General features: G+C 71.8%; 20 protein-coding genes. 9 read left to right on the top strand and 11 right to left on the bottom strand.

What is annotated here, in order from left to right; genetic code table 11:
- Positions 1–44: 44 nt before the first annotated feature.
- The 4 genes from OG861_RS19195 (at position 45) to OG861_RS19180 (ending at position 6,016) form a co-directional block, all read left to right on the top strand.
- Positions 45–794 (top strand): TIGR03089 family protein, encoded by a 750-nt coding sequence (locus OG861_RS19195; RefSeq protein WP_329195731.1) that lies wholly within the window; start codon positions 45–47, stop codon positions 792–794.
- A 162-nt stretch (positions 795–956) separates the two neighbouring features.
- On the top strand, positions 957–2,171 hold the full coding sequence (locus OG861_RS19190; RefSeq protein ID WP_443056764.1) for an LCP family protein: 1,215 nt from the start codon (positions 957–959) through the stop codon (positions 2,169–2,171).
- Between the two features lie 221 nt (positions 2,172–2,392).
- Positions 2,393–4,129, top strand: coding sequence for an LCP family protein (locus OG861_RS19185; protein WP_329195732.1), 1,737 nt, complete (start codon positions 2,393–2,395; stop codon positions 4,127–4,129).
- Between the two features lie 198 nt (positions 4,130–4,327).
- Positions 4,328–6,016: an LCP family protein gene (locus OG861_RS19180; protein WP_443056524.1), complete on the top strand. Its 1,689-nt coding sequence runs from the start codon at positions 4,328–4,330 to the stop codon at positions 6,014–6,016.
- Between the two features lie 79 nt (positions 6,017–6,095).
- Here the strand turns inward: OG861_RS19180 and OG861_RS19175 are convergent, their stop codons facing one another.
- Complete coding sequence (locus OG861_RS19175) at positions 6,096–7,136, bottom strand: glycosyltransferase family 2 protein (protein WP_329195734.1); 1,041 nt, start codon at positions 7,134–7,136, stop codon at positions 6,096–6,098.
- Positions 7,137–7,388: 252 nt separating this feature from the next.
- On the opposite strand from OG861_RS19175, the gene OG861_RS19170 reads away from it, so the two are divergent.
- The gene (locus OG861_RS19170) at positions 7,389–8,906 is read left to right on the top strand and encodes an LCP family protein (protein WP_443056525.1); all 1,518 of its coding nucleotides are present in this window, start codon (positions 7,389–7,391) and stop codon (positions 8,904–8,906) included.
- Between the two features lie 9 nt (positions 8,907–8,915).
- On the opposite strand, the gene OG861_RS19165 is transcribed toward OG861_RS19170, so the two are convergent.
- The 3 genes from OG861_RS19165 to OG861_RS19155 all read right to left on the bottom strand — a co-directional run bounded on the left by OG861_RS19165 (position 8,916) and on the right by OG861_RS19155 (position 12,446).
- Positions 8,916–10,430: a glycosyltransferase family 39 protein gene (locus tag OG861_RS19165; protein ID WP_329195736.1), complete on the bottom strand. Its 1,515-nt coding sequence runs from the start codon at positions 10,428–10,430 to the stop codon at positions 8,916–8,918.
- A gap of 142 nt (positions 10,431–10,572) precedes the next feature.
- Positions 10,573–11,703 carry an acyltransferase family protein gene (locus tag OG861_RS19160; protein ID WP_329195738.1) on the bottom strand — a complete coding sequence of 377 codons (1,131 nt, stop codon included), beginning with the start codon at positions 11,701–11,703 and terminating at the stop codon, positions 10,573–10,575.
- A 206-nt stretch (positions 11,704–11,909) separates the two neighbouring features.
- Positions 11,910–12,446, bottom strand: a complete 537-nt coding sequence (locus OG861_RS19155; protein ID WP_329195740.1) for an acyl-CoA thioesterase — start codon at positions 12,444–12,446, stop codon at positions 11,910–11,912.
- A gap of 106 nt (positions 12,447–12,552) precedes the next feature.
- Between OG861_RS19155 and OG861_RS19150 the strand changes: the two genes are divergently transcribed.
- Positions 12,553–13,818 carry an LCP family protein gene (locus OG861_RS19150; protein ID WP_329195742.1) on the top strand — a complete coding sequence of 422 codons (1,266 nt, stop codon included), beginning with the start codon at positions 12,553–12,555 and terminating at the stop codon, positions 13,816–13,818.
- Positions 13,819–13,990: 172 nt separating this feature from the next.
- Positions 13,991–15,142 carry an acyltransferase family protein gene (locus tag OG861_RS19145; protein WP_329195744.1) on the top strand — a complete coding sequence of 384 codons (1,152 nt, stop codon included), beginning with the start codon at positions 13,991–13,993 and terminating at the stop codon, positions 15,140–15,142.
- Positions 15,143–15,195: 53 nt separating this feature from the next.
- On the opposite strand, the gene OG861_RS19140 is transcribed toward OG861_RS19145, so the two are convergent.
- The 3 genes from OG861_RS19140 to OG861_RS19130 form a co-directional block, all read right to left on the bottom strand.
- Complete coding sequence (locus OG861_RS19140) at positions 15,196–16,002, bottom strand: polyprenol monophosphomannose synthase (RefSeq protein ID WP_399279464.1); 807 nt, start codon at positions 16,000–16,002, stop codon at positions 15,196–15,198.
- A gap of 24 nt (positions 16,003–16,026) precedes the next feature.
- A complete protein-coding gene (locus OG861_RS19135; protein ID WP_329195746.1) occupies positions 16,027–17,109 on the bottom strand; it encodes a nucleotidyltransferase family protein in 1,083 nt (360 codons plus the stop codon).
- A gap of 349 nt (positions 17,110–17,458) precedes the next feature.
- Entirely contained in the window at positions 17,459–18,631 is a 1,173-nt protein-coding gene (locus tag OG861_RS19130; protein ID WP_329195747.1) for an acyl-CoA dehydrogenase, read from the bottom strand.
- Positions 18,632–18,871: 240 nt separating this feature from the next.
- On the opposite strand from OG861_RS19130, the gene OG861_RS19125 reads away from it, so the two are divergent.
- Positions 18,872–20,215, top strand: coding sequence for a UDP-glucose dehydrogenase family protein (locus tag OG861_RS19125; RefSeq protein WP_329195749.1), 1,344 nt, complete (start codon positions 18,872–18,874; stop codon positions 20,213–20,215).
- Positions 20,216–20,416: 201 nt separating this feature from the next.
- Positions 20,417–21,736, top strand: a complete 1,320-nt coding sequence (locus OG861_RS19120) for a glycosyltransferase family 87 protein (RefSeq protein ID WP_329195751.1) — start codon at positions 20,417–20,419, stop codon at positions 21,734–21,736.
- Positions 21,737–21,839: 103 nt separating this feature from the next.
- Here OG861_RS19120 and OG861_RS19115 read toward each other — a convergent pair whose 3' ends face one another.
- The 4 genes from OG861_RS19115 to OG861_RS19100 all read right to left on the bottom strand — a co-directional run bounded on the left by OG861_RS19115 (position 21,840) and on the right by OG861_RS19100 (position 25,923).
- A complete protein-coding gene (locus tag OG861_RS19115; RefSeq protein WP_329195753.1) occupies positions 21,840–22,919 on the bottom strand; it encodes a membrane dipeptidase in 1,080 nt (359 codons plus the stop codon).
- Positions 22,920–23,063: 144 nt separating this feature from the next.
- The gene (locus tag OG861_RS19110; protein WP_329195756.1) at positions 23,064–24,242 is read right to left on the bottom strand and encodes a dipeptidase; all 1,179 of its coding nucleotides are present in this window, start codon (positions 24,240–24,242) and stop codon (positions 23,064–23,066) included.
- On the bottom strand, positions 24,239–24,787 hold the full coding sequence (gene purE / locus OG861_RS19105; RefSeq protein ID WP_329195758.1) for a 5-(carboxyamino)imidazole ribonucleotide mutase: 549 nt from the start codon (positions 24,785–24,787) through the stop codon (positions 24,239–24,241). Before purE ends, OG861_RS19110 begins: the two co-directional genes overlap by 4 nt.
- Positions 24,784–25,923 (bottom strand): 5-(carboxyamino)imidazole ribonucleotide synthase, encoded by a 1,140-nt coding sequence (locus OG861_RS19100; RefSeq protein WP_329195760.1) that lies wholly within the window; start codon positions 25,921–25,923, stop codon positions 24,784–24,786. Before OG861_RS19100 ends, purE begins: the two co-directional genes overlap by 4 nt.
- Positions 25,924–26,024 lie beyond the last annotated feature (101 nt).

Here is a 26,024-nt window from a genome sequence, read left to right as displayed (position 1 = left end):
CGCGGGCCGCCGTACGGCGGAGGGCCCCGCGTACCCTGTGGCGGGTGAACGCCACTGACCGCACCCCTGCCGACCTGCTGCGATCCGCGCTCGCCGCCGATCCGGGCCGCCCGCTCGTCACCTTCTACGACGACGCCACCGGCGAGCGCGTCGAATTGTCCGTCGCCACCTTCGCCAATTGGGTGGCCAAGACCGCCAATCTGCTCCAGGGCGACCTGGGCGCCGAGCCCGATACCCGGCTCGCGCTGCTGCTCCCCGCGCACTGGCAGAGCGCGGTGTGGCTGCTCGCCTGCGCCTCCGTCGGGGTCGTCGCCGAGGTGGGCGGGGATCCGGCCGACGCCGATGTGGTGGTGAGCGGGCCGGACACCCTGGAGGAGGCCGCCGCGTGCTCCGGGGAGCGGGTGGCGCTCGCGCTGCGGCCGCTGGGCGGGCGTTTCCCGCAGCCGCCGGCCGGGTTCGCGGACTACGCCGTGGAGGTGCCGGGGCAGGGCGACCGGTTCGCACCGTTCCAGCCGGTCGACGCGGACGCCCCCGGGCTGGTGGTGGGCGGGGAGGAGCTCTCGTACGCCCAGGTCGTCGCGCGTGCCCGCGAGGACGCGGCCCGGCGGGGCCTCGGCGAGGGGTCACGGGTGCTGTCCGGGCTGGGCTACGACACCTGGGAGGGGCTCTCGGCGGGGCTCTTCGCCGCTCTCGCCTCGGGCGGCTCGGTGGTGCTGTGCCGGAACCTGGACCGGCTGACGGAGGCCGGGCTGGCGCAGCGGGTCGAGAGCGAGCGGGTCACGCACACCGCCTGACCGGCGCCGGGCCCTTACCGCCCGCACTACCGCTATTTGTCACCCGTACGGCCCTTTACAAGGCCCTGCCCCCGGGCCGCCCCGGCCGCCCGGGGGCAGGATCGGCACAGGCCGTACCCACCCGTGCGGCCGATCGGTACGGGTGAGGGGACGGTGCGGAAGTTGAGGGGCAGCGCGGGCATACGAGGCGGCACCGGAGGGCCCGCAGGCGTTCTGGCGCCTGCGCGTGACCGCCGGCGCCGTCTGCTGCGCTGGATCGCGCTCGGGCTGGCCCTGCTGGTGCTGGCTGGGGCGGCTGCCGGCTGGTGGCTGTACCGGAAGCTGGAGGGCAACATCCGGGCGGACGCCTCCGTCGCCGCCGAGTTGGAGCGCTACGAGCGGGACCGCCCGAGGCACCTCACCGACGGAGCCCAGAACATCCTCCTCATCGGCTCGGACACCCGTTCGGGCAAGGACAACGCCCGTTACGGCCGGGACAAGGGCACCCAGCGCTCGGACACCGCGATCCTGCTGCACCTGCCGGCGGACCGGAAGAGCGCGACGGCCGTGTCGATACCCCGTGACCTGGTGACGGAGATCCCGGCCTGCCTGACGGCGGACGGGAGCCGCACGCAGGCGCAGCGGGCGCAGTTCAACTGGGCGTACCAGTGGGGCGGGGCGGCCTGCACGATCCGTACGGTGGAGAAGCTCTCCGGGATCAGGGTCGACCACCACATGGTGCTGGACTTCGGCGGGTTCAAGAAGATGGTCGACGCGGTCGGCGGCGTGGAGGTGTGCGTGCAGCAGCCGATGAACGACCCGGAGGCGAAGCTGCGGCTGCCGGCCGGCCGCCAGCTGCTGCACGGGGAGCAGGCCCTCGGTTTCGTGCGCGCCCGTTACAGCCTGGGCGACGGCAGCGACACCGAACGGATGCGGCGCCAGCAGCAGTTCCTGGGCGCCCTGGTGCAGAAGGTGCAGAGCAACGGGGTGTTGCTGAATCCGGGGCGGCTCTACCCGCTGCTGGACGCGGCGACGTCGTCGGTGACCGCGGACCCGGAGCTGGCCTCGTTGCGGGGCCTGTACGAACTGGTACGCGGGGTGAGGGACGTACCGAGTGACCAGGTCATGTTCCTCACGGTGCCGCGCCGCCCGTACGCCGCCGACCCGAACCGGGACGAACTCGTCGAACCGGACGCGGACCGGCTCTTCAGTCAACTGCGGGCGGACCAGCCGCTGACGGTCGTCCCGCCCTCGCCGACGGCTCCGCAGCCGCCCGCGGGACCGTCCCCGACGGACGGGCCGCGGACCGTCTACCCGTGGCTGGTCGGAACCGGTGCGCCCCCCTCACCCGTCCCCACTTTCACCGGCACCACGGCGGACACCCCGGGATGCCGGTAAAGCAATCCAAAAAGCCACGGGTTAACCGCACGGGTTGGGCGTTTTGGGCGTTATGCGGGGGGTGGGTTTCGTCACCGCCATGGTTTGCGGCCGACATGGCCGGATAAGGTGAGCGATCCGGTGCCCAGGCCGCTAAGGACGCCGGGCACCAGCAGCCGGACGTTGACCGTGCGCCTTGGGGGAGGCGCGTCGCGAGGCACCGACGGAGGATTCGAGCAACCGTGGATGCGCAAAGCCGTGGGCGGGCGGACGAAATCGACCCCGCTGACCAGTGGGTTCTCAACCCCCGCACCGGCAACTACGAATTGCGACTGGGCGATTCCGCTGCGCAGCAGCCGTCCGTCGCCTCCCCCCGCAGAGCGCGCACCTCGCGTACGGCTCCCCCCGCCACCTCCCCCGCCTCCCCGGCGGTTCCCGGACCCCGGCGCGGCGACGCCCCGCCCGGGGGCGGCGGGCGCCGGCCCGGGCGCTCCCGCAAGGGCGGCGGCGGGAAGCCCCCGTTCCGTGGCAGGAAGGCGCTGGTCGTCGGCGGCGGAACCCTCGCGTTCGTGCTCGTCGCCGGTTCGTTGGGCGCGTACCTGTACTACGAGCACCTCAACAGCAACCTGAACGTCATCGACACCGGTTCGGCGGGCACGGGCGGCTTCAAGAAGGACCAGCCCATCAACATCCTGGTCATCGGAACCGACAAGCGCAGCGGTGAGGGCAACGAGGGCTACGGGGACGCGAACAGCGTCGGCCACGCGGACACGACGATCCTGTTCCACGTCTCGAAGGACCGCAGCAACGCGACGGCGTTGTCCATCCCGCGCGACCTGATCACCAACATCCCGGTGTGCCCGACGAAGCAGGACGGGGCGGTCAAGGACATTCCCGGCCAGCACGCGGTGCGGTTCAACGAGAGCCTGGGCCAAGAGGGCCGCGACCCGGGCTGCACGATGCGCACGGTGCAGCAGATCACCGGCATCCAGGTCGACCACTTCATGATGGTCGACTTCAACGCGGTGAAGAACCTGAGCACGGCCGTCGGCGGTGTCCCGGTGTGCGTGGAGAAGGCCGTCCACGACAAGGACTCCAAACTCGACCTGCCGGCGGGCGAGAGCCGGCTGCAGGGCGAGCAGGCGCTGGCCTTCGTACGCACCCGGCACGCCTTCGGCAACGCGAGCGACCTGGACCGCATCAAGACGCAGCAGCAGTTCCTCGGCTCGATGATGCGCGAGATGAAGTCCAAGGAGACGCTGACCAGTCCGAAGAAGTTCCTCTCCCTGGCCGAGGCGGCCACCAAGTCGCTGAGCGTCGATCAGGGAATAGGGTCCATCAAGCAGCTCACCTCGCTCGCGGGCGAGTTGAAGAACATAAACCTCAAGAACATCACCTTCACGACGCTGCCGGTGGTCGACAACCCGAACGACCCCCCGGGCAAGCACATCACCGTCGTACCCAACCCCTCGCAGGCCGATCCGCTGCTGCGGATGATCCGGGGCGACGTCTCGCTCACGGAGGTCGAGCAGAAGGAGAAGGCGGCGGCGCAGGACGCCAAGAACAAGCAGGACGCGCAGCTCCAGGGCAACCGCGCGCCCGCGGCGGACGTCCGGGTGAACGTCCTCAACGGCGGCGGTCCGGCCGGGTCGGCCTCGACCACCTTGACCTGGCTGCAGAACAGCAAGGGCGTGGGCAAGGCCAGCAACCTGGGCAACGCTCCGGTGAAGGTCGACACCACGCAGCTGGAGTACGCGCCCAACCAGGCCGACCAGGCCCGGGCGCTGGCGGACATGATGGGGCTCGCGGGTTCGGCCCTCAAGGTCGGCCCGGCGGACGCCGCGCCGCGCACCCCGATGAAGCTGACGCTCGGCGCCGACTTCAAGGAGCCGGGTGTCCCGATCTCGGGCCCGGTGCCGGAGCAGGCGCCGGAGGGGCTCCAGCGGGTAGAGGCCGACAAGGCGATCTGCGCCAAGTAACGGCGCCCCAGGGCGTCGTGGGGGGCGGCGCCGAGCCGCCGTGTTCGTCGGGCGGTCATCCGCCCTGTTCCTCGGGCGGTCATCCGCCCTGCTCGTCGGGCGGTCATCCGCCCTGCTCGTCGACCGGCCGCTGAACCGCGGCCGGCAGCCGGTAGGCCCGGCAGCACTCTGACCGATGTGATCTTGAGGGGGGTACGCGTGAGGCACAGCAGCGTGCGTGGGGAGGGGGCGCCCGACCAGGCCACCGGCGACGGCATACCCGGCGGCGGCGGGGGCACGACCGGCGTCGTGCCCCCACCGCGGTCGGGTTCCGCGGGGGCCCGGCCCCCGGGGCGCCGCGGGCGGCCCGTCCGCCGTCGCCGGCGGCGGGCGCTGTTCTGGGTGGCCTCGGTGCTGGCGTTCCTGGTCCTCGCGACGTCGGGGGCCGGGTACCTCTACTACCGGCACCTCGACGGCAACATCCGCAGCGGCCAGCGACTGAGCGGTGAGAGCGGTGTGGCCAAGTCCGAGGCGAACGCCAAGGGCCAGCGTCCGCTGAACATCCTGCTGCTCGGCTCGGACAGCCGGAACAAGCCGGAGAACGTCGAACTCGGCGGGGGCCGGGACAGCATCGGGGCGCCTCCGCTGGCCGACGTACAGATGCTCCTGCACGTCTCCGCGGACCGCAAGAACGCCTCGGTGGTCAGCATTCCGCGCGACACCGTGGTGGACGTACCCGAGTGCACGGACCCGAAGAGCGGCGAGAAGTTCAAGAAGACGCACGCCATGATCAACGAGTCCCTCGGGCGCGGGGGCCCCGGCTGCACCCTCGCCACCTGGGAGAAGCTGACCAACGTCTACATCGACCACTGGATGATGATCGACTTCTCCGGGGTCGTGCAGATGGCGGACGCGATCGGCGGCGTCGACGTCTGCGTGAAGGACAACGTCTGGGACCGTCCCCTGCCCACCTCCAGCGGCGGCTCCGGCCTCAAGCTCAAGGCTGGCGTCACCAAGATCAAGGGCGAGCAGGCGCTCCAGTGGCTGCGCACCCGGCACGCGTTCAGCAGCGACCTGGGCCGGGCGCAGGCCCAGCACATGTACATGAACTCGATGATGCGCGAGCTGAAGGGCCAGAACGCCTTCACCGACGTCGGCAGGATCACGGCCCTGGCGGAGGCGGGTACGAAGGCGCTGGAGGTCTCCGAGGAGATCGGCTCGGTCAAGAAGCTGTACGGCCTGACGATGCAGCTCAAGGACGTGCCGGTCAACCGCATCACGATGACGACGATGCCGACGCTCCAGGACCCCCGGGACAGTGACCGGCTGATCGTCAACCAGGGCGACGCCGACAAGCTGTGGACGATGGTCCGCAAGGACGTGGCCTTCGACAAGAACGGCGACCCGCAGGCTTCCGCGAGCCCGCAGCCCGGCCAGCCGGCCGCCCAGCCCAGCCAGAGCGCGCCGGGCGCGGGCGCGTCGCAGCAGCCGGTCACCACGCCCGACAAGATCACGGTGCACGTGGTCAACGGCACGGGCGCCGGGATGCCGCTGGTGCCGCAGCGGGCCTCCGCGGTCGCCGGGGCGCTGGTCGGCAAGGGGTTCACCGGGGCCAAGGCGGACAGCGCGCTGATCCCGGAGAAGACCACCGTGGTCCGCTACCCGAGCGCGGACCGGGCCGACGAGGCGCAGAGCGTCGCGGCGGCGCTGGGCATCCCGGCGACCGCGGTGCAGCAGTCGGCCGACGTCTCCCGGATCACGCTGATCGTGGGCGCCGACTGGCGGGAGGGGACCGCGTACCCGCAGCAGGCTCCCCCGGCGGCCGGATCGGTCCCGGACACGGCCGAGGCGATCAACGGCGCGGACAGCAGCCAGTGCATGGACGTGTACAAGCCCTACCGGTGGTGACCTGAGCCGGGAACGCGAAGGGGGTGGCCCCGGTCCGCTGCTGCGGACCGGGGCCACCCCCTTTTGCCGTACGGGCCGCTCAGACCTCCGAGGGGTCCCGGCGCACCGACGGGCGGCGGCTGGCGATGACCTTGGCCGCCAGCGCGCGCGGGCTGGTCAGGAAGCCGAAGCCCCAGCACATGTGCATCGTGGCCAGGGCCACCGGGATCTGCGCCCGGGCCTTGAGCGAGAGCCCCTTGCCGGCCGGGATCGAGCCCGCGGTGATCGCCGCGAGGTAGCCCGCCGGGACGGCGAAGGCCCAGGGGGTCACGGCGACGCCCGCCACCAGGCCGGCGGCGATGGCGCAGACGGCGGCCGGCGGGGCGAGGTAGCGCAGGTTGATGGAGCCCGAGTGGTAGCGGGCCACCACGTGGCGCCAGCGCCCGTAGTCCTTGTACTGCTTGGCGAGCGCCCGCACGGAGGGCCTCGGACGGTACTGGACCTTGAGCTCGGGCGAGAACCAGATGAGTCCGCCGGCCTCGCGGATGCGGAAGTTCAGCTCCCAGTCCTGGGCGCGGATGAACTCCTCGTTGTAGCCGCCCTGCTGCTCCAGCGCTTCGCGCCGGAAGACGCCCAGGTAGACGGTCTCGGCCGGGCCGGCCTCGCCGCCGGTGTGGAAGGCCGCGTTGCCGACGCCGATCTTCGACGTCATCGCGGCGGCGACGGCGTCCTCCCAGGCGTTCTCGCCCTCGGCGTGCATGATCCCGCCGACGTTCTGCGCACCGGTCTCCTCCAGGAGCCGGACGGCGGTGGCGATGTAGTTCGGGGAGAGCATGCCGTGGCCGTCGACGCGTACCACGATCGGGTGACGCGAGGCCTTGATGGCGGCGTTGAGGGCGGCCGGGGTGCGGCCGGTGGGGTTCGGGACGGTGTGGACGCGGGCTCGTTCGTTGGACGCGGTCTCGCGTACGAGCTCGGCGGCGATCTCGTCGGTGCGGTCCGTGGACGGCCCGAGCGCGATCACCACCTCCATCTCGCCTGCGTACTCCTGGCCGAGGATGTGCTGGACCGAGTCACGCAGGTGGCGTTCCTCGTCGAGCACCGGCATGATCACCGAGACTGCGGGCTGCTGGGCGGGCATGTGGTCCTTCACGGTCGGGTATCGGTGTCACGTTACCGCGTACGGGGGAACCGGGTGCGCGGCGGACGGGCGGTACGGACGGACGCTGATCGTATGGGCCTACTGTTCTGACGATTCGCCAATCCCCCATAGCCGACAAACTCTCCGATATCGGGCCTTGCGCCCCTGTCGCCCCCCTGCCGTTCCCCGTCGCTCTCTGCCGTTCCCGCCGCTCCCGCCGTTCCCCGCTGCTCCCCCGCGGAGGTGTCCCCCGTGCCCCAGCCGCACCGTCCCACCCGTCCCGCCCGGCCACGGCCGCCCCGGCGCGCGCCGCACGGTGGTGGTGGCGGCCCGGTCCGGCGCCCCGGGGACGGCCCCCGGTGGGGAGTGCGGTTCGCGGGCGGCCTGGCGGTGGTGGTGCTGTCCTGCGGGGCCGTCGGGCACGCCGTCATGACCGGTCTGGACACCGGGATCGACCGGGTGGACCCGTTCAAGGACATGAAGAACCGCCCGCAGGCCGGGCACGGGATGAACTTCCTGCTCGTCGGCACCGACGGCCGGGACAAGATCACGCCGGAGGAGAAGCGCGAGTACCGCCTCGGCGGGGCACCGTGCCACTGCACGGACACGATCATGCTGGTGCACCTGTCCGCCGACCGGGACCGGGCGACCGTGATCAGCCTGCCCAGGGACAGCTACGCCGAGGTCCCCGCCCACCAGGACCAGAACACCGGCCGGCCGCACAAGGCGCACCCCGTCAAACTGAACGCCGCGTACTCGGAGGGTGGCCCCAACCTGACCGTGCGCACCGTGGAGAACATGACCCGGGTGAAGATCGACCACTACCTGGAGGTCGACTTCACCAGCTTCATGAAGACCGTCGACGCGGTGGGCGGTGTGACGATCTGCACCGCCAAGACGATGCGCGACAGCTACACCGGTCTGGAGCTGCTGCCCGGCACCCACAGGCTCACGGGGGGCCAGGCCCTGCAGTACGTACGCTCGCGCCACGTCGACGGGGCCGCGGACCTCGGCCGGATGCAGCGCCAGCAGCGGTTCATCGCGGCCCTGATCAAGCAGGCCACGAGCAGCGGGGTGCTGCTGAACCCGGTGAAGTTCAAGCAGGTCAGCTCGACGCTGCTGGGCTCGGTGCGGGCCGACCGGGACTTCGGTTCGGAGCAGATGCTGGCCCTGGGGCAGGCGATGCGCGGCTTCACCCCCTCCTCGTCCGAGTTCGCCTCGGTCCCGGTCGGCGACACCGCGTACGAGGTCAAGGGGATCGGCTCGACCGTGAAGTGGGACGAGGCGAAGGCGGCCAAGCTCTTCGAGTCGCTCCGCGAGGACCGGCCGCTGGCGGACGCCCCCGCCGGGCGGCCGGGACAGCCCGCCCAGGGCGGCGGCGGCCGGCCCCCGGCGGCGGTCCCGGTCGACGTGCCGCCCGACCAGATCCGCGTCCAGGTGGAGAACGGCACCCGCATCGACGGCCTCGGCGGCCGGGTGGACTCCGCGCTGCGCGCCACCGGCTTCGACACCACCGGGGTCCCCGGCGGCGGCGCCCGCCGGGACGTCAAGCGCACGGTGATCACCTACGACCCCCGCTGGGACCGCTCGGCCCGCACGGTGGCGACCGCCCTGCCCGGCAGCGAGCTGCGCGCGGTGGCGGGCCAGGGCCGCACGGTCCTTGTGACGGCCGGTACGGACTACCAGAAGGTGGTCCCGGTCCGCGCGGACGACCCCTACCAGGGCCGTTTCGCGGTCGCCACCGGCGACCAGGTCAACTGCGGCACGTGACGGCCCGGACTACTTCGTCCGCTCCAGCAGGGACACCTGGAGTCCGCGGACGCTGGTCTTGCGGATCACCTTGTAGTGGCTCTGCAGTGCCTTCGCCTGCGCCCCGGGCAGCTTGTGGTACGGGTTGTCCGTCCCGCTCCAGGTGACGACCCAGATGCGGCGCGTGCTGTCGAGGCAGGCGACGGGCAGGGGGCACTCCCGCGGGAACAGGTCGTCGCGCTGCACCGCGGTGCGCTCGGAGAACACGTCACGGAGCTTGACGCGGCCGGGGAGGAAGTACTCCACCTGGAAGTCGATCATGTACACGCTGTCGGAGCCCCGGACGGGCACGAACCCGTCCCCGGGCTGGTAGCCCTTGGCGATGATCCCCGCGGCCGCCTCGCCGTCGAGGCCCACCTTCACGAGCTCCGTGCGCAACTGGCGCTGGTCGGGGAGGCCCAGGAGCACGATGGCCGCCAGCCCGGCCACGCCCACCGCCTTCGGCTTGACCGCGGCCAGACCGGCGGCGGCCAGCACCACCCAGGCGGGGACCGTGAACAGCAGGTACCGGTCCATGAAGTAGGAGGTGCTGCCCTGCGAGACCAGGAAGTCGGCCGCGATGGGGACCGCTCCGATCAGGCCGAGCTCCAGCGCGGGTCGCCGGCCCCGGGCCCATGCGAGGGGGAGCAGCGCGGCCGCCGCGACGGCGAGGGCGACGAGCGGGCTGCCGTAGAGGGCGCTCCACAGGTCGGCGAGGTTCCGCAGGTGCGGGGTCTTGATCCAGCTGATCTGCCGGCCCACCTGACGCTGCCCCAGCAGCACCAGCGGGATCACCGGCACCAGCGCGACGACGGTCGTGAGGGCATAGGCACCGACGGTGCGGCCACGGCGGTCGCGCCGCCAGCGCAGCACCACGATCAGCGCGTGGGGCAGCAGGAACAGCAGCGAGACGATGTGGAACAGCCCGGCCAGCGCGACCGCGAGGGCGTACGGGGCCCAGCGCCGCAGGGTCGGCCGGTCGAGCGCCCGCATCAGCAGCCAGGTGGCGGCGGTGACCGCCAGCAGGACGAAGGCGTACGACCGGGCTTCCTGCCCGTACCGGGAGACCGACGGGAGCAGGGCGAAGAGGAGGCCGGCGAAGACGGAAGTGCGGCGGTCGAAGAGCCGACGGGCCGTCAGTACGACGAAGCCCGCGGCCGCGGCCATGGCCAGCGCCGACGGCATGCGCAGCATCGTCTCGGAGTCGCCGAAGGCGGACATCCAGAAGTGCAGGACCAGGTAGTAGAGGCCGGAGACGGCGTCCACGTGGCCGAGCGTCTCGATCAGGTCCCCGGTGCTGCGCGAGGCGGCGCTCCAGCTGGCCAGCTCGTCGCGCCAGGGCTGCGCTCCGGCGCTTCCGTAGACGGTGACGGCGAGCGTCAGCAGCGCCGCCCACAGCCAGTCGAAGCGCGCCGCCCGCGAAGCCGGTGCGCCGCCGGTCGCCGGGTGCGGCACGCGGCGGACCGAGCCGGCCTCCGGTATGGCAGCCGTACTCCTGCTCGTCATCTGCTCGTACCTTCCGGGTCCACGGGACGGCTGCGGTGCGCCGGCGCATGGGAAATCCGGACCGGGCTCGACGTTCCAGGGTAGATCAGTCTCCGTGGCCGCAACCAATCCGCGGCGGCTCCCCCTGCGGGGGCGCCCTGCGTCACCTGGAGCGGACCGGCGGATCGCTCTTGGGCAGCGAGACCTTCGCCCCGTCCAGCAACCGCTTGAGCGCCGCCGACAACGGCCGCTCGGCGAAGCGGTGGACGAGCCAGGAGAGCAGCAGGACGGCGGTCAGACAGAGGGCCAGCAGCGGGAACGGTGCGATGCCGTGGTTGCGGCCCCAGCGGATCATCGCCCAGCCGAGCTCCTGGTGGAGCAGGTAGACGGGGTAGGTGAGCGCACCGGCCACCGTGAGCCACTTCCAGCGGATCCAGTTGAGGGCGCCCATCGCCGCGGCGAGCATGACCAGGAAGGCTCCGGCGGAGACGGCGGCCATCACCGGCCAGGACAGGGTGTGGTGCACCTCGTACTCGTAGCCGCCCACGGTGATGTGCAGCCGGTTCTGCGCCAACAGCCAGGAGAAGGCGACCACCCCGAGCAGCAGCGGGTTCACGCCGAACCGGTAGATGAGGTACATCGCGACGCCCGCGATGAAGTACGGGGCGTCCTGCGGCATGAAGACGGTGTCCATCAGCTTGCTGTCCGCACTCGGCGTGATCACCGCGAGGATCGTCCAGATCCCGCAGAACGCCAGCACCCGGCGGTACGTCAGGCCCATGACGGCGACGACTGCGAAGAGCAGGTAGAAGCGGAGCTCGATCCAGAGCGTCCAGTAGACGCCGTCGGCCTCGGTCACGCCGAGGGGGCGCTCCAGCATCGTGAGGTTGGTCAGCACGTCGCTGATGCTCATCGGTTTGCGGCTGGCGCGGACGGTTGCCGCGAAGTTCACCACGAGGGTGGTGATGACGATGCCGACCCAGTAGGCCGGGTAGAGCCGCACGACCCGGGAGGTGAAGTAGTCCCGGGGAGAACGGCCCCAGCAGGACATGCAGATGACGAAGCCGCTGATGAGGAAGAACAGCTGGACGCCCATCCACCCGTAGGAGGCCACCCGGTGGACGCTCGGCATCAGCGTCCGCGGGGTCGAGCCCCAGACCTCGGGGTGGATGTTGACGCCGGCCCAGTGGAAGGAGACCACGGAGAGTGCCGCTATCAGGCGCAGTCCGTCCAGGACGTAGAGCCGGGGGCGGCGCGCGGCGCCCGCGGCCCGGGGAGCCGTTCGCGCGGGCACGGCATCCAGCACAGGCGGGGGTGGTATCACAGCTGACATGGGGGCTCGACTCCGCGATGTGTCCGGCTCGGGATCCGACGTCGCATCCGCTGGCGCGCACGCCCCGACGTCTGACGCAACCTTACGGGCGGCTTACGGCGCCGCACGACGTGATGGCGGTTCCGTGATTCGAAACACGCGCCGTTCCGCTCCACGCGCGCGTGGGCTCAGGCCTCGAACCCCTGGGCGGCGCGCTCCTCGCGCAGTGCCATGATCGCCTGGCGGCGGGCCAGCCGGTGGGTGCGGCGGATCTGGGCCTCCTGGAAGCGGCGCTCGTCCTGCTCCGTCTCCGGGAGGACGGGCGGTACCACGCGCGGCTTGCCGTCGGCGTCGACCGCCGCGAAGACGAGGTAGGCGCTGCCGACCTGGGTGGCGGGGGTGGATTCGTTCCAGCGCTCCGCGAGGACCCGTACGCCGATCTCCATGGAGGTGCGGCCGGTCCAGTTGCACTGGGCCTTCACGTGGACGAGGTCGCCGACCCGGACCGGGGCGAGGAAGGCCATCTCGTCCATGGACGCGGTGACCGCGGGACCGCCCGAGTGGCGCCCGGCCACGGCGCCCGCCGCGTCGTCCACCAGCTTCATGATCACTCCACCGTGGACGGTGCCCAGGAGGTTCGTGTCGTTGGCGGTCATGATGTGGCTGAGGGTGGTCCGGGAAGCCGAGATCGGCTTGCCCGGCGGATCGCCCGCTATCTCTGTCATACGAACACCTTAAAGCCGTCCCCGAAGCATCAGCTCTGCAACAGCACCGGTACGAAGTGCCCACCGGGCTGTCGGGCGGCTCCGCCGGGAAGGCATCCTTGGGCACATGAATGACTGGCCCGAGCCCGAGGGTCCGCAGCGGATGCGGCACATCCAGCGGCAGCAGCCGCCCGTCCGGCAGCCCGGCCCGCCCCGGCCGCCCGCCGACCCTCCGGTGCGGCAGCCCGCGTACGGCGTGCCGCCGCAGCAGGTGCAGAGCCCCGGCTCCTACGACAGCGGCTACAACACCGGGCAGGTCTACGGCACGCCCGCGGGCGGCGGGGGCGGGCGGCCGCCCGGCGGCCCTCTGCGCCCGGGTCGGGGCGGCGACGAACCCGTACCCGTCCGCGCCGTCGTCGACTGGCGCAAGCGGATCAAGATCGGCTCGATCGTCCTGGTCTCCGCGCTGGTGGTCACCACGGTCGGCACCTATTTCTGGGCCGACTCCAAGGTGCGCCGCGAGGTGGACCTGTCGAAGGTCATCGAGCGCCCCAAGGAGGGCGACTGCACGACGTACCTCATCGTCGGCTCCGACAGCCGCGAGGGCATGTCCGACGAGGAGAAGAAGAAGCTCCACACCGGCTCGGCCGAGGGCAAGCGCACCGACTCGATGATGATCCTGGCGAAGTGCTCCAGCGGGAACACCATGATCTCGCTGCCGCGCGACTCGGACGTGGAGGTCCCGTCCTTCGTCGGCTCGCAGTCCGGCAAGAAGTTCCCCGCCCAGGGCCGCCGGGTCAAGCTCAACGCGGCGTACGCGGAGGACGGCCCGGAGCTGCTCGTGCGCACGATCGAGTTCAACACGGGCCTGCGCATCGACCACTACGCCGAGATCGGCTTCGCCGGCTTCGCGAACATCGTGGACGCGCTGGGCGGCGTGGAGCTGGACATCGAGAAGGGGTTCAAGGACGAGAAGTCCGGAGCCGACTTCAAGGCCGGCCGGCAGACGCTGAACGGCAGCCAGTCGCTGGCCTTCGTCCGTACCCGGTACGCCTTCGCCGAGTCCGACCTGCAACGGACGAAGAACCAGCAGAAGTTCCTGTCGGCCCTGGCCAGTCAGGCGGCGACGCCGTCGACGATCCTCAATCCCTTCGCCCTGTACCCGGTGATGGGCGCAGGACTGGACACCGTGATCGTGGACAAGGACATGGGGCTGTGGGACATGGGGCAGATGTTCTTCGCCATGAAGGGCGTCAACGGCGGTGACGGGGTGTCGATGAACATGCCCATCTCCGGTGAGCGCGGCGGCAACCTGATCTGGGACAAGGCCAAGGTGCAGCAGTTGGTGAAGCAGATCCAGAACGACGAGAAGGTCACGGTACAGAGCCGCTGACCCGGTGCGGGGGCGCGGCGGCGCGGGTGCCGGCGTGCGCCGGGGTGCGGGAGCGGTCCGGTAGGTTGCCGAAGAACGTGTTGCGGCTCACACGCCGGGGGGGAGTCCGGGAGTCCGTGCTTTCGGTGCGGCACGGAACCGGACGGGCGTCCCTCCTCCCTCTGGAGCGTCCATGTCCCTGCACCCGTCCCCGCGCGCCTTCCCCAGGCCGCAGTCAGACGGTGACCACCTCGCGAGCCCGCCCGGCATCCCCGGACGGGCGTCGCCCGGGCTCGCGTCCGGGCCGCGGCTGCACGTCCTGGACGGGCTGCGCATCGTCGCGGCGGTGGCCGTGCTCTTCCACCACTACACGCGCGAGGGACTCTGGGGGCGCGACGCCTTCGGCTGGCTGACGACGTTCGGCCGCTACAGCTGGCTCGGCGTCGAGCTGTTCTTCATGATCAGCGGCTTCGTCATCTGCATGTCGGCCTGGGGACGGCCGCTCGGCGGCTACCTGCGCAGCCGCGTGGTCCGCCTCGGACCGGCCTACTGGTTCTGCGTGCTGGTCACCACGGCCGTCCTGCTCGTCGACGGCGAGCCTTTGGGCGGGGCCGGGCCCGGGTTGAGTCAGGTCCTGACGAACCTGACGATGTTCCAGACGCCGCTCAGGAGCAATCAACTGGACATGTCGTACTGGACGCTGTGGTCCGAGGTCCGGTTCTACCTGCTCTTCGCCGTGGTCGCCCGGACGGGGCTGACGTACCGCAAAGTGATGAACTTCTGCTGGATCTGGACGGTGGCCTCGCTCCTGGCGCCGACGTCCGGGCTGCCCGTCCTCGACACCCTGGCGAACCCGGTCTACTCACCGCTGTTCGTCTCCGGCATCTGCTTCTACCTGATCCGCCGGGAAGGCCCGCGCGCCGGCGAGCCGTGGGCCCTGCTGGGCTTCTCGTGGCTGCTGATGCAGCGCTGGCTGAACGACATCGTCCACTGGAACACCGTCAAGGGCGACCGGCTGTCCTGGGAGGCGTGCCTGGTCGTCGTCAGCGCCTGCTACCTCGTGATGGCCGCCGTCGCCCTGCGCCGGCTCGACCGGATCGACTGGCGGTGGCTGCCGGTCGGCGGCGCGATGTCGTACCCGCTGTACCTGCTGCACCAGCAGATCGGCATCACCCTGCTGCGCCAATGGCACCGCGACGTCGAACCGTGGACGCTGCTGCTGTCGGCGGTCGCCGTGATACTGGCGGCGTCCTGGCTGATCCAGCGCTTCGTGGAACGGCCGTCCGCCCAGCTGCTGAGGCAGTGGCTGGAGACCCGCCCGGCGCGCGCCCGACCGTCCGCGTAAACGGCGAAGGGGGCACCCCCGAGGGGGTGCCCCCTTCCCTGCGTCCTGAGCCGTTACTTGCCGGCGCGGGCGCGGAGCTTCCACGGCATGGCGATGGACTCGAGCTGCACCGCGAGGTTCATCTTGGACTCGCCGACGGTGCGGTCCTCGAAGTGGATCGGCACCTCCATGACCTGGAAGCCGCGGCGCAGGGCCTTGTACTTCATCTCCACCTGGAAGCTGTAGCCGGCGCTGCCGATCGACGCGAGGTCGATCGCCTTGAGCGCGTCGGCGCTCCACAGGTTGAAGCCGCCCGTGATGTCGCGGACGCGGGTGCCGAGGATGGTGCTCGCGTAGGCGTTGGCCCAGCGGGAGAGCAGCTTGCGGTGCGCGCCCCAGGCGTCGGAGAGGGTGCCGCCGGGGACGTAGCGGCTGCCGACGACCAGACCGGCGCCGGTGGAGCGGGCGACGCCCAGCATCTCGGCGATCTTGGCGGCGGGGTGGGAGCCGTCCGCGTCCATCTGGAGCACGTACTCGGCGCCGTCCTCGACGGCCTTGGCCATGCCGGCCGCGTAGGCGCGGCCGAGGCCGTCCTTGGCGGTGCGGTGCAGGACCGACATGCGCGGCTTGCCGTCCTTGGTGAGGAAACCCTCGGCGAGCTCGTCGGCGATCTTGCCGGTGCCGTCGGGCGAGGAGTCGTCGACGACCAGCAGCCGCAGGCCCGGCTGGTCGAGGCCCATGAGCAGCTCGACCATGCCCGGCAGGTTGCCCGCCTCGTTGTACGTGGGCATGACCACGGTGAGCGGGGTGTGCGCCCAGCTGTCGGGGAGCTTCGTGGATGCGACGTCGGTCGCGCGGGGAGTCTGCTGCTCGCCTATCACAGGGTTATGCCTCACTGGAGTTGGTCACCGGTCGGAGGAGAAGCGGACGGATGCGGAAGGCAGCTCTGCCTCGCACCACACCCGTGCCCCTGCGCGGAGTTCGTTGTCAGCCCCTACCACGGCGCCGTCCCCGATGACCGCGCCGTCAAGCACCGTGCGCGAACCCACCGAAGCGCGGGCGCCGATCAGGCTGGCGCTCACGTGGGTGTCCGCACCGATGATCGCGCCTTCCAGGACGATGGAGCCCTGTACGACCGCTCCCGCCCCGATGCGGGCGCCAGCCCCGACAACGGTACCGCCCGACAGCTTGGCGCCTTCCGCCACCTCGGCGCCCGGGAGCACCAGGGCCTCACCGCGCGGGCCGGGGACCGCCGGGGAGGAGACGATACCGCGCACGAGGTCCGCGGAGGCCTGGACGAACGACTCGGGCTTGCCGAGGTCCAGCCAGTAGGTGTCCTCGGTGACGCCGTGCAGCTTGGCGCCGGAGGCCAGCAGGCCGGGGAAGGTCTCGCGTTCGACCGATACCGGCCGACCGGCCGGGATGGAGTCGATGACGCTGCGGCGGAAGACGTAGCAGCCGGCGTTGATCTGGTCGGTGACGATCTCCTCGGGGGTCTGCGGCTTCTCGGTGAAGGCCAGCACCCGCCCCTCGGCATCCGTCGGGACCAGGCCGAAGGCGCGCGGGTCCTCGACCCGCACCAGGTGCAGGGAGACGTCGGCCCCGGCCGTCTGGTGGGACTCGACCAGGCCGGCGATGTCCAGGCCGGTGAGGATGTCGCCGTTGAAGACGAGGACGGGGGCGTCCGGTCCGCCCGTCAGCCGCTGGGCGGCGTTGCGGATGGCGCCGCCGGTGCCGAGGGGTTCGTCCTCGACGACGTACTCCAGCTTGATGCCGAAGTCCGAACCGTCACCGAAGTAGGGCTCGAAGACCTCGGCGAGGTAGCAGGTGGCCATCACGATGTGGGTGACACCGGCGGCGGCGGCCCTGGCTATCTGGTGTGCGAGGAACGGGACACCTGCGGCCGGAACCATCGGCTTGGGGGTGTTCACCGTCACGGGACGCAGCCGCGTCCCCTGCCCGCCAACCAGCAGGATCGCTTCCGTCATTGCTTTCTCCCCAACCGGTTCAGGCGTACGAAGGTTCAAATTTAGCCCATGCGGGGGCGCCCGAAGGCCGGAGGCGGCGCGTGCTGCGGGGGCGTGTGGCGGCGGGCGCGGGGCCTGCGGCGCGGAACACCGTTGCCCGCGGGGCAGGTCGGGACCCTCGACGACGTCGGGGCCGGACGGCCGCGCACGCGGGAAGGGAGGAAGGCCCGTGGCGTTGTTGCGGATTCGATACCCGACGGCCGTCGGCGTTCAGGTCCGTCGTGGTGTCCGGCCCGGGCGGCTCGGCGGAACGAAGGCGCCGGCCGGGCCGGCCCGGCCGGGGGATCCGGCCGGGCGGGCGGGCGGACGATCAGGGGAGGTTGCGCGCCATGACGATGCGCTGGACCTGGTTCGTGCCCTCGTAGATCTGGGTGATCTTGGCGTCGCGCATCATGCGCTCGACCGGGTAGTCGCGGGTGTAGCCGTAGCCACCGAGGAGTTGGACCGCGTCGGTGGTGACCTCCATGGCGACGTCGGAGGCGAAGCACTTGGCGGCGGCGCCGAAGAACGTGAGGTCCTCCTTGTCACCGCCGGCGGAAACGCGCTCGGACTTGGCGGCGGCCGAGTAGGTGAGCTGGCGGGCGGCCTCGATCTTCATGGCCATGTCCGCGAGCATGAACTGCACGCCCTGGAAGTCACCGATCGGCTTGCCGAACTGCTTGCGCTCCTGGACGTAGCCCTTGGCGTAGTCCAGGGCGCCCTGGGCGATGCCGAGGGCCTGCGCCGCGATGGTGATGCGGGTGTGGTCCAGCGTCTTCATCGCGGTGGCGAAGCCGGTGCCCTCGGCGCCGATCATGCGGTCCGCGGGGATCCGCACGTTGTCGAGGTAGACCTCGCGGGTCGGGGAGCCCTTGATGCCGAGCTTCTTCTCCGGCGCGCCGAAGGAGACGCCCTCGTCGCCCTTCTCCACGACGAAGGCGCTGATGCCCTTGGAGCGCTTCTCCGGGTCGGTGACCGCCATGACCGTGTAGTACTCGGAGACGCCCGCGTTGGTGATCCAGCGCTTGACGCCGTTGAGGACCCAGAAGTCGCCGTCGCGCACCGCGCGGGTCTTCATGCCCGCGGCGTCGGAGCCCGCGTCGGGCTCGGAGAGGGCGTACGAGAACATCGCGTCGCCCTTGGCCAGCGGGCCGAGGTACTTGGCCTTGAGCTCCTCGGAACCGGAGAGGATCACCGGGAGCGAGCCGAGCTTGTTCACGGCCGGGATGAGGGAGGAGGAGGCGCAGACACGGGCCACTTCCTCGATCACGATCACGGTGGCGAGCGCGTCCGCGCCGGCGCCGCCGTAGGTCTCGGGCACGTGGACGGCGTGCAGGTCGTTGGCGACCAGCGCGTCGAGGGCCTCCTGCGGGAAGCGCGACTCCTCGTCGACCGCCGCGGCGAACGGCAGGATCTTCGCCTCGGCGAGCGAGCGGACGGACTCGCGGAGCATGTCGTGCTCCTCGGCCGGGCGGTACAGGTCGAAGTCGGCAGAACCCGCCAAGATCTCTCACTCCCCAGGTGTGATGCGTGGTGCGCGCTGCGTGGTGTCGGCGCGCGATCCGTGATGCTAACTACCGTTAAGTAACCCGAAGCTTAGTCTCCGGCGTCAGGGCAGCGATATGTACGGCGTACGTGAGCTGCGTGACAGCGGGGGCCCCTGGTGCCTTCGTGGGGAGCGTCCCCCCTGGCGGGCCCGACTATGCTCAGTGGCCGCAAACGGCCCCGCACCTCTGGAGCACCCATGGCCCCCCTCAAGATCACTGTGATCGGCACCGGCTACCTCGGCGCGACGCACGCCGCCGCCATGGCCGAGCTGGGCTTCGAGGTGCTGGGCCTGGACGTGGTGCCGGAGAAGATCGAGATGCTGGCCGCGGGCCGGGTCCCCATGTACGAACCCGGGCTGGAGGAGCTGCTGGCCGCGCACGTGGCCGGGCTGCCCGGGTCGTCCGGGCGGCTGCGCTTCACCCGCTCCTGGGAGGAGGTCGGCGCCTTCGGCGACGTCCACTTCCTGTGCGTCAACACTCCGCAGAAGCACGGTGAGTACGCCTGCGACATGTCGTACGTGGACTCCGCGCTGGAATCGCTGGCCCCGCACCTGACCCGGCCCGTGCTGGTCGTGGGCAAGTCCACGGTTCCGGTGGGCTCCGCGGAGCGCCTCTCGGCGAAGCTGGCGGCGCTGGCCCCGGCGGGCGCGGACGTGGAGCTGGCGTGGAACCCGGAGTTCCTGCGGGAGGGCTTCGCGGTGCAGGACACCCTGCACCCGGACCGGATCGTGATCGGCGTACAGGGCGACCGCGGCGAGAAGGTGCTGCGGGAGGTCTACGAGACGCCGATGGCTGAGGGCACACCGCTGGTGGTGACGGACTTCCCCACCGCGGAGCTGGTCAAGACGGCCGCCAATTCCTTCCTCGCGACGAAGATCTCCTTCATCAACGCCATGGCCGAGGTCTGCGAGGCGGCCGGCGGTGACGTGGTGAAGCTGGCGGAGGCGATCGGCTACGACGAGCGGATCGGCTCCAAGTTCCTGCGGGCCGGCATCGGCTTCGGCGGCGGCTGCCTGCCCAAGGACATCCGGGCGTTCATGGCGCGGGCGGGCGAGCTGGGCGCGGACCAGGCGCTGACGTTCCTGCGCGAGGTCGACTCCATCAACATGCGCCGCCGCGGGCACATGGTGGAGCTGGCGCGCGAAGCGGTCGGCGGCTCCTTCCTCGGCAAGCGCGTCGCGGTGCTCGGCGCCACCTTCAAGCCGGACTCCGACGACGTGCGCGACTCCCCCGCGCTGAACGTCGCCGGGCAGATCCACCTCCAGGGCGGCCAGGTCACCGTCTACGACCCGAAGGGCATGGAGAACGCGCGGCGCGTCTTCCCGACCCTCGGCTACGCGGAGTCCGCCGTCGCGGCGGCGCGGGGCGCGGAGGTCGTCCTGCACCTCACCGAGTGGCGGGAGTTCCGCGAGCTGGACCCGGCCGCGCTGGGCGAGGTCGTCACCGACCGCCTCGTCCTGGACGGCCGCAACGCCCTCGACCCCGACCTGTGGCGGGGCGCCGGGTGGACCTACCGGGCGATGGGGCGGCCGCGCGCCTGAAGGGGCGCGCCTCAGCCGGATGCCACGCGTCCGAGGGTCCGGGGCCTCAGCCGGGCGCCGCGCGCCCGAGGGCCCGGGGCCTCAGCCGGGCGCCGCGCGCCCGAGGGTCCGGGGCCTCAGCCGGACGCCGCGCGTCCGAGCGCCCGCACCCCGTCCGCACCGGGCACCTCGCGGGGCGGCGGATCGGTAGAGTGGCGGCCGATGAGCGCTACCAGCAGCCCCCCGGCCGCCCCCGACTCGGCCCCGGCGGCCCCGCACGACGGGCAGGGAACCTCCCCGGGAGCCGGGCGGGGACGCGGCGCCCTCGTGGGGGTAGTGGCCCTCTGGTCGGCCACCCGGGCGCTGATGCTGTGGCTGCTCGTGCACGACTTCCACAGCTCGAACCTCGTGCGCGTGGACGTCAGCGGGACGTACCACACCTGGTACCAAGTCCTGATCACATGGTCGATGCCGCACGACGACATCACCTGGCAGTACCCGCCGGCGGCCGCGGCGATCTTCCTCTCGCCCGACCTGCTGCCGTTCCTCACCTACTTCCAGGCCTTCGTCGCCCTGACGGTGCTCTGCGACGGCGTCATCCTCGCCGGCCTGGTCCGCGCCGCCCGCCGCAGTGACGGCAGCATGGCCGGCGCCCTGCTCTGGCTGGTCACGCTGCCGCTGCTGATGGCGACGCCGTTCGCGCGCTACGACCTCCAGGTGACGCTGCTCGCGGTCGGTTCGCTGTTGTGCCTGCGCCACCGCCCCCGGCTCGGCGGTGTGATCGCGGGCATCGGCGCGATGGTCAAGGTGTGGCCGCTGCTCACCCTGCTGGGCACCCCGCGCGGCAGGTCCACGCGGGAGGCCGTCGTCGCGGCCGCCCTGTCCTGCGCGGCGCTGCTCGCCGTCTTCGCGGCCCTCTTCCGGGACTCCCTCGGCTTCCTCGGCAACCAGGGCGACCGGGGCGTCCAGGTCGAGTCCGTCGGCGGCTCGGCGCTGATGCTCGCCATGAGGACGAAGGTCTGGCCGGGGAAGATCGCCTTCCAGTACGGCGCCTTCGAGTACGTCGGCCCGTACGTCCCGGTCATCGCGCGGGCCTCGCTCGCCCTCACCGTGGCCGGCTTCCTGCTGCTGCTCCTGTGGCGGGTCAAGGCGCGTCGCTGGACGACCGCGACCCCGCTGGACGCCGCGCTCTGCGCGGTCATGGTGTTCACCGTGACCAGCCGCGTCATCAGCCCCCAGTACATGATCTGGCTGCTCGGCCTCGCGGCCGTCTGCCTGACCTCCAGGCACACCACCCAGCGCCCGGTCGCATGGCTGCTGGCCGCCGCCGCGGTGCTGACGTCGCTGGTGTTCCCCGTCTGGTACGGCGACGTCCTGCAGAACACCTGGTTCGGCACGCTCCTGCTGTGCGCCCGCAACGGCGTCCTGCTCTACGCGACCGTCTGGTCCGGCGTCCGGCTGTGGAAGGCGACCGTCAGCACCGCAGGCGTGGAGCCCGGCCCGGCCCGGACACCCGGACCCGCCCGGGCCGAGCGCGGCTAGAGCGCGCGGCTGGAGCGCGGGGCCGGAGCGCGGGGCCGGGGCGCGCGTGTGGGAGCGCGCGGCTGGGCCGGGCGCTGCGCGGCGCCCGCCGGGGCCGGGCAGGCTAGGCCGGGCGGCGGTGTTGGGCCGCGCGGCCGGTGAACTCCGCGTCACGCAGGACGCGTTGGGCGTTGCCCCAGGTGAGCAGGGCCAGGTCGGGTTCCGTCCAACCGCGCTCCAGGAGTTCGGCGACCAGCCTCGGGTAGCCCGAGGGGTCGGTCAGGCCGGCCGGGCGGGGGCTGCCGGGTTCGGCCCCGAAAGCGGCGCCGAGGCCGACGCCGTTCGGGCCCGCGAGCGCCCGTACGTGGTCCACGTGGTCCGCCACCGCGTGCAGGGAGTCCCCGGTCCGCTCGGTGTCGAAGGTGACCATCGCCAGCCCGCCCGCCGCGCGCAGCGCGAGCAGCACCTCGTCGGCCACGTTCGACGGATGCGGGTTGAGGGCCGCGGCCCCGGTGTTCGAGATGATGACCGGCGCTTTGGAGGCGCCCGCGAGCTGGCAGGCCACCGCCGACGGGCATCCGGCCAGGTCCACCAGCATGCCCAGCCGGTTCATCTCCTTGACCACCTCGTGGCCGAAGACCGTCAGGCCCTCCCGCGCCCAGGGCGCCCCGGCGGGCGCGAGGACGCGTACGCCCAGCGCGTGGAACGCGCGCAGCGCCCCCAGCGAGCCGCTCAGCGTCCGGCCGGGCACCGGGCCGAGGAACGCGGCGATCCGGCCCCGGTTGCGGGCGTCCACCATGTCGCCGGGGGTCAGCGCGAGGCACAGGCTGTCGGGGTAGCGGCGCACGAGGGACAGCGCCACGTCGATCTGCTCCAGGGTCTCGGAGACCACCTGGTCGCAGGCCGGCGCCTCGCTCGGCGTCAGCAGGGACCAGAACTGGGCGCCGACCCCGCCGGCGCGCAGCCTGGGGATGTCGGTGTCGACACCGAGGTCCGGGGTGTCGATGTCGTGGTACGGGCTCTGGCGCAGCGTCCAGACCAGGGTGTTGCAGCCGTCGGCGACGGGGTGCTCGGACAGCAGCTCCATGGCCCGGTCCAGGGCCCCGGGTGCCGCGCCCTGGGCGGCGAGGTCGTCGGATCCCAAGGAGCCGGGGCCCACGTCGGTGCCGGGGCTCGGAAGGGGTTCGTCCTGCAAGTCGGCCATGGCGTTCGCTCCGGTCTCGGCGCAGCAGGGAGAGAAGCGGGGTTCGTCTGGCCACGGTGACACGCGGGGCGCCCGGGTTCACGGCGGGTGTGGCGTTCGGGTGTCACCGCGGGGCGGGCACCCGAACGCCAAGGCGTCCCGGCTCTAGATCACCGCGTTGGAGGGGCCGCGGGTCGCCGACAGGTCGCGCGCCACCGCTTCGGCGTCGCGCAGCGCCCGTACCGCGTTGGACCAGGTCAGCTTGGCCAGGTCGGCACGGGACCAGCCGCGGGTCAGCAGCTCCGCGATCAGGTTCGGGTAGCCCGCCACGTCGTCCAGCCCGCACGGGGTGAAGGCCGTGCCGTCGTAGTCGCCGCCGATGCCGATGTGGTCGACGCCCGCCACCTCGCGCATGTGGTCCAGGTGGTCCGCGACGGTGGCGGCCGTGGCCACCGGGCGCGGGTGCTCCGCCTCGAAGGCCCGGTGCAGGGCCATCGCCCCGGGCGTGGTGTCGAGGTGGTGGAAGCCGTGCGCGCGCAGGTTCTCGTCGGCGGCCAGCGTCCACTCCACGGCCCCGGGCAGGATGAACTTCGGCACGAAGGTGGCCATGGCCACCCCGCCGTTGGCCGGGAGCAGCGCCAGCACGTCGTCCGGGACGTTGCGCGGGTGGTCGCACACGGCACGCGCGGAGGAGTGCGAGAAGATCACCGGCGCGGTGGACACCTCGATGGCGTCCCGCATCGTCGTCTCGGCGACGTGCGAGAGGTCGACGAGCATGCCGATGCGGTTCATCTCGCGCACGACCTCGCGGCCGAAGCCGGTGAGGCCGCCGTGCCGGGCCTCGTCGGTGGCCGAGTCCGCCCAGTCGATGGTGTCGTTGTGCGTGAGCGTCATGTACCGCACGCCGAGCTGGTGCAGGGCGCGCAGGGTGGCGAGCGAGTTGTTGATGGAGTGCCCGCCCTCGGCGCCCATCAGCGAGGCGATCCGGCCCTCGGCGCGGGCCGTCTCCATGTCGTCCGCCGTCAGCGCCCGGGCGAAGTCCTCGGGGTAACGGGCGATCAGCTGGGCGACGCCGTCGATCTGTTCGAGGGTGGCGCTGACCGCCGTGTCGCCCGCGTAGTCCGACCGTACGAAGACGGACCAGAACTGCGCACCGACACCCCCGGCGCGCAGCCGGGGGATGTCGGTGTGCAGGGTGCCGCGCTGGTCGCCGGCGATGTCCAGCCGGTCCAGGTCGTAGCGGGCCTGCTCGCGCAGCGCCCAGGGCAGGTCGTTGTGGCCGTCCACCACGGGGTGCTCGGCCAGCAGCTCGCGCGCCTCGGCCAGGCGCTGCGCGGCGCTCACTTGCCGAACCCGAAGGACTCCGTGCCGGCGACCTTCGTACGCAGCCGCTTGCCCTTCTCGGTGGCCTGGTCGTTCAGCTCCTGCTGGAAGTCCCGCATCCGGGCCAGCAGCTCCGTGTCGTGCGCGGCCAGCATCCGTACGGCCAGCAGGCCCGCGTTGCGCGCTCCGGCGACGGAGACGGTGGCCACGGGAACCCCGGCGGGCATCTGGACGATCGACAGCAGGGAGTCCATGCCGTCGAGGTACCTGAGCGGTACCGGGACGCCGATCACGGGCAGCGGGGTGACCGACGCGAGCATGCCGGGCAGGTGGGCGGCGCCGCCGGCGCCCGCGATGATGGCCTTGAGGCCGCGTGCGTCGGCCCGCTCCCCGTACGCGATCATCTCGCGCGGCATCCGGTGCGCGGAGACGACGTCGACCTCGTAGGGGATCTCGAACTCGTCCAGCGCCTGGGCTGCGGCCTCCATGACCGGCCAGTCCGAGTCGGAGCCCATGACAATGCCGATGACGGGGCCCGAGGGGCCTGCGGTAGAGCTGGTGCTCATTCGGTGATCGTCCCTCTGAGGTAGCCGGCTGCGTGACGTGCGCGCTCCAGCACATCGTCCAGGTCGTCGCCGTAGGTGTTGACGTGGCCGACCTTGCGGCCGTGTTTCACGTCCTTGCCGTACATGTGGATCTTGAGCTGCGGGTCGTGGGCCATGCAGTGCAGGTAGGCCGCGTACATGTCGGGGTAATCGCCGCCCAGGACGTTCGCCATGACCGTCCAGCGGGCGCGCGGGCGCGGGTCGCCCAGCGGCAGGTCCAGGACCGCCCGTACGTGGTTGGCGAACTGGGAGGTGACCGCGCCGTCCTGGGTCCAGTGGCCGCTGTTGTGCGGGCGCATGGCCAGTTCGTTGACCAGGATCCGGCCGTCGGTGGTCTCGAACAGTTCGACGGCCAGGTGACCGGTCACGCCGAGTTCCTTCGCGATCCGCAGGGCCAGCGCCTGCGCCTCGCCCGCCAGCTCCTCCGACAGGTTCGGGGCGGGCGCGATCACCGTGTCGCACACGCCGTCGACCTGGACGGACTCCACCACGGGGTAGGCCACCGCCTGGCCGTGCGGGGAGCGGACGATGTTGGCCGCGAGCTCGCGGACGTAGTCCACCTTCTCCTCGGCCAGGACGGGGACGCCCGCCTTGAAGGGGGCCTGCGCGTCCTCGGGTGTGCGGACGAACCACACGCCCTTGCCGTCGTAGCCGCCGCGCACCGTCTTGAGGATGACGGGGAACCCGCCGACCTCGTCCGCGAAGGCCACCGCGTCCGCCGGATCGCTCACGATCCGGTGGCGGGGGCTGGGCGCGCCGATCTCGTCGAGGCGGGCGCGCATCACCCCCTTGTCGGCGGCATGCATCAACGCGTCGGGCCCCGGGCGGACGGGGATGCCGTCCGCTTCCAGGGCCCGCAGGTGTTCGATGGGTACATGCTCGTGGTCGAAGGTGATCACGTCACAGCCGCGCGCGAAGGCACGCAGCGTCTCCAGGTCGCGATAGTCGCCGATGACGACATCGTTCACGACCTGGGCCGCCGAGTCCTGTGGGGTGTCACTGAGGAGCTTGAATCTGATGCCGAGGGGGATACCCGCCTCGTGGGTCATGCGGGCGAGCTGTCCGCCGCCGACCATGCCGACTACCGGGAACGTCACTCCTCCAGGGTATCCGTCGGTATTCCGCCATCCGGACGCAGCCCTGGCGAGGACTCGCCGGGCCCCCGTGTGCCGTGCGTCGCACGGGGCGCCGGGGGCGG

This window comes from Streptomyces sp. NBC_00539 (genome assembly GCF_036346105.1).
GTDB lineage: Bacteria > Actinomycetota > Actinomycetes > Streptomycetales > Streptomycetaceae > Streptomyces.
Note: the sequence above shows the minus strand (reverse complement) of the source record. Positions and strands in the feature narration are given on the sequence as shown.

What these genes read in the sequence shown, in the direction of transcription:
- OG861_RS19125 (WP_329195749.1), top strand. Translation starts at nt 18,872, where the DNA reads ATGGCCCCCCTCAAGATCACTGTGATCGGCACCGGCTACCTCGGCGCG.
- OG861_RS19145 (WP_329195744.1), top strand. Translation starts at nt 13,991, where the DNA reads ATGTCCCTGCACCCGTCCCCGCGCGCCTTCCCCAGGCCGCAGTCAGAC.
- OG861_RS19120 (WP_329195751.1), top strand. Translation starts at nt 20,417, where the DNA reads ATGAGCGCTACCAGCAGCCCCCCGGCCGCCCCCGACTCGGCCCCGGCG.
- purE (WP_329195758.1), bottom strand. Translation starts at nt 24,787, where the DNA reads ATGAGCACCAGCTCTACCGCAGGCCCCTCGGGCCCCGTCATCGGCATT.
- OG861_RS19175 (WP_329195734.1), bottom strand. Translation starts at nt 7,136, where the DNA reads ATGCCCGCCCAGCAGCCCGCAGTCTCGGTGATCATGCCGGTGCTCGAC.
- OG861_RS19135 (WP_329195746.1), bottom strand. Translation starts at nt 17,109, where the DNA reads ATGACGGAAGCGATCCTGCTGGTTGGCGGGCAGGGGACGCGGCTGCGT.
- OG861_RS19165 (WP_329195736.1), bottom strand. Translation starts at nt 10,430, where the DNA reads ATGACGAGCAGGAGTACGGCTGCCATACCGGAGGCCGGCTCGGTCCGC.
- OG861_RS19115 (WP_329195753.1), bottom strand. Translation starts at nt 22,919, where the DNA reads ATGGCCGACTTGCAGGACGAACCCCTTCCGAGCCCCGGCACCGACGTG.
- OG861_RS19155 (WP_329195740.1), bottom strand. Translation starts at nt 12,446, where the DNA reads ATGACAGAGATAGCGGGCGATCCGCCGGGCAAGCCGATCTCGGCTTCC.
- OG861_RS19150 (WP_329195742.1), top strand. Translation starts at nt 12,553, where the DNA reads ATGAATGACTGGCCCGAGCCCGAGGGTCCGCAGCGGATGCGGCACATC.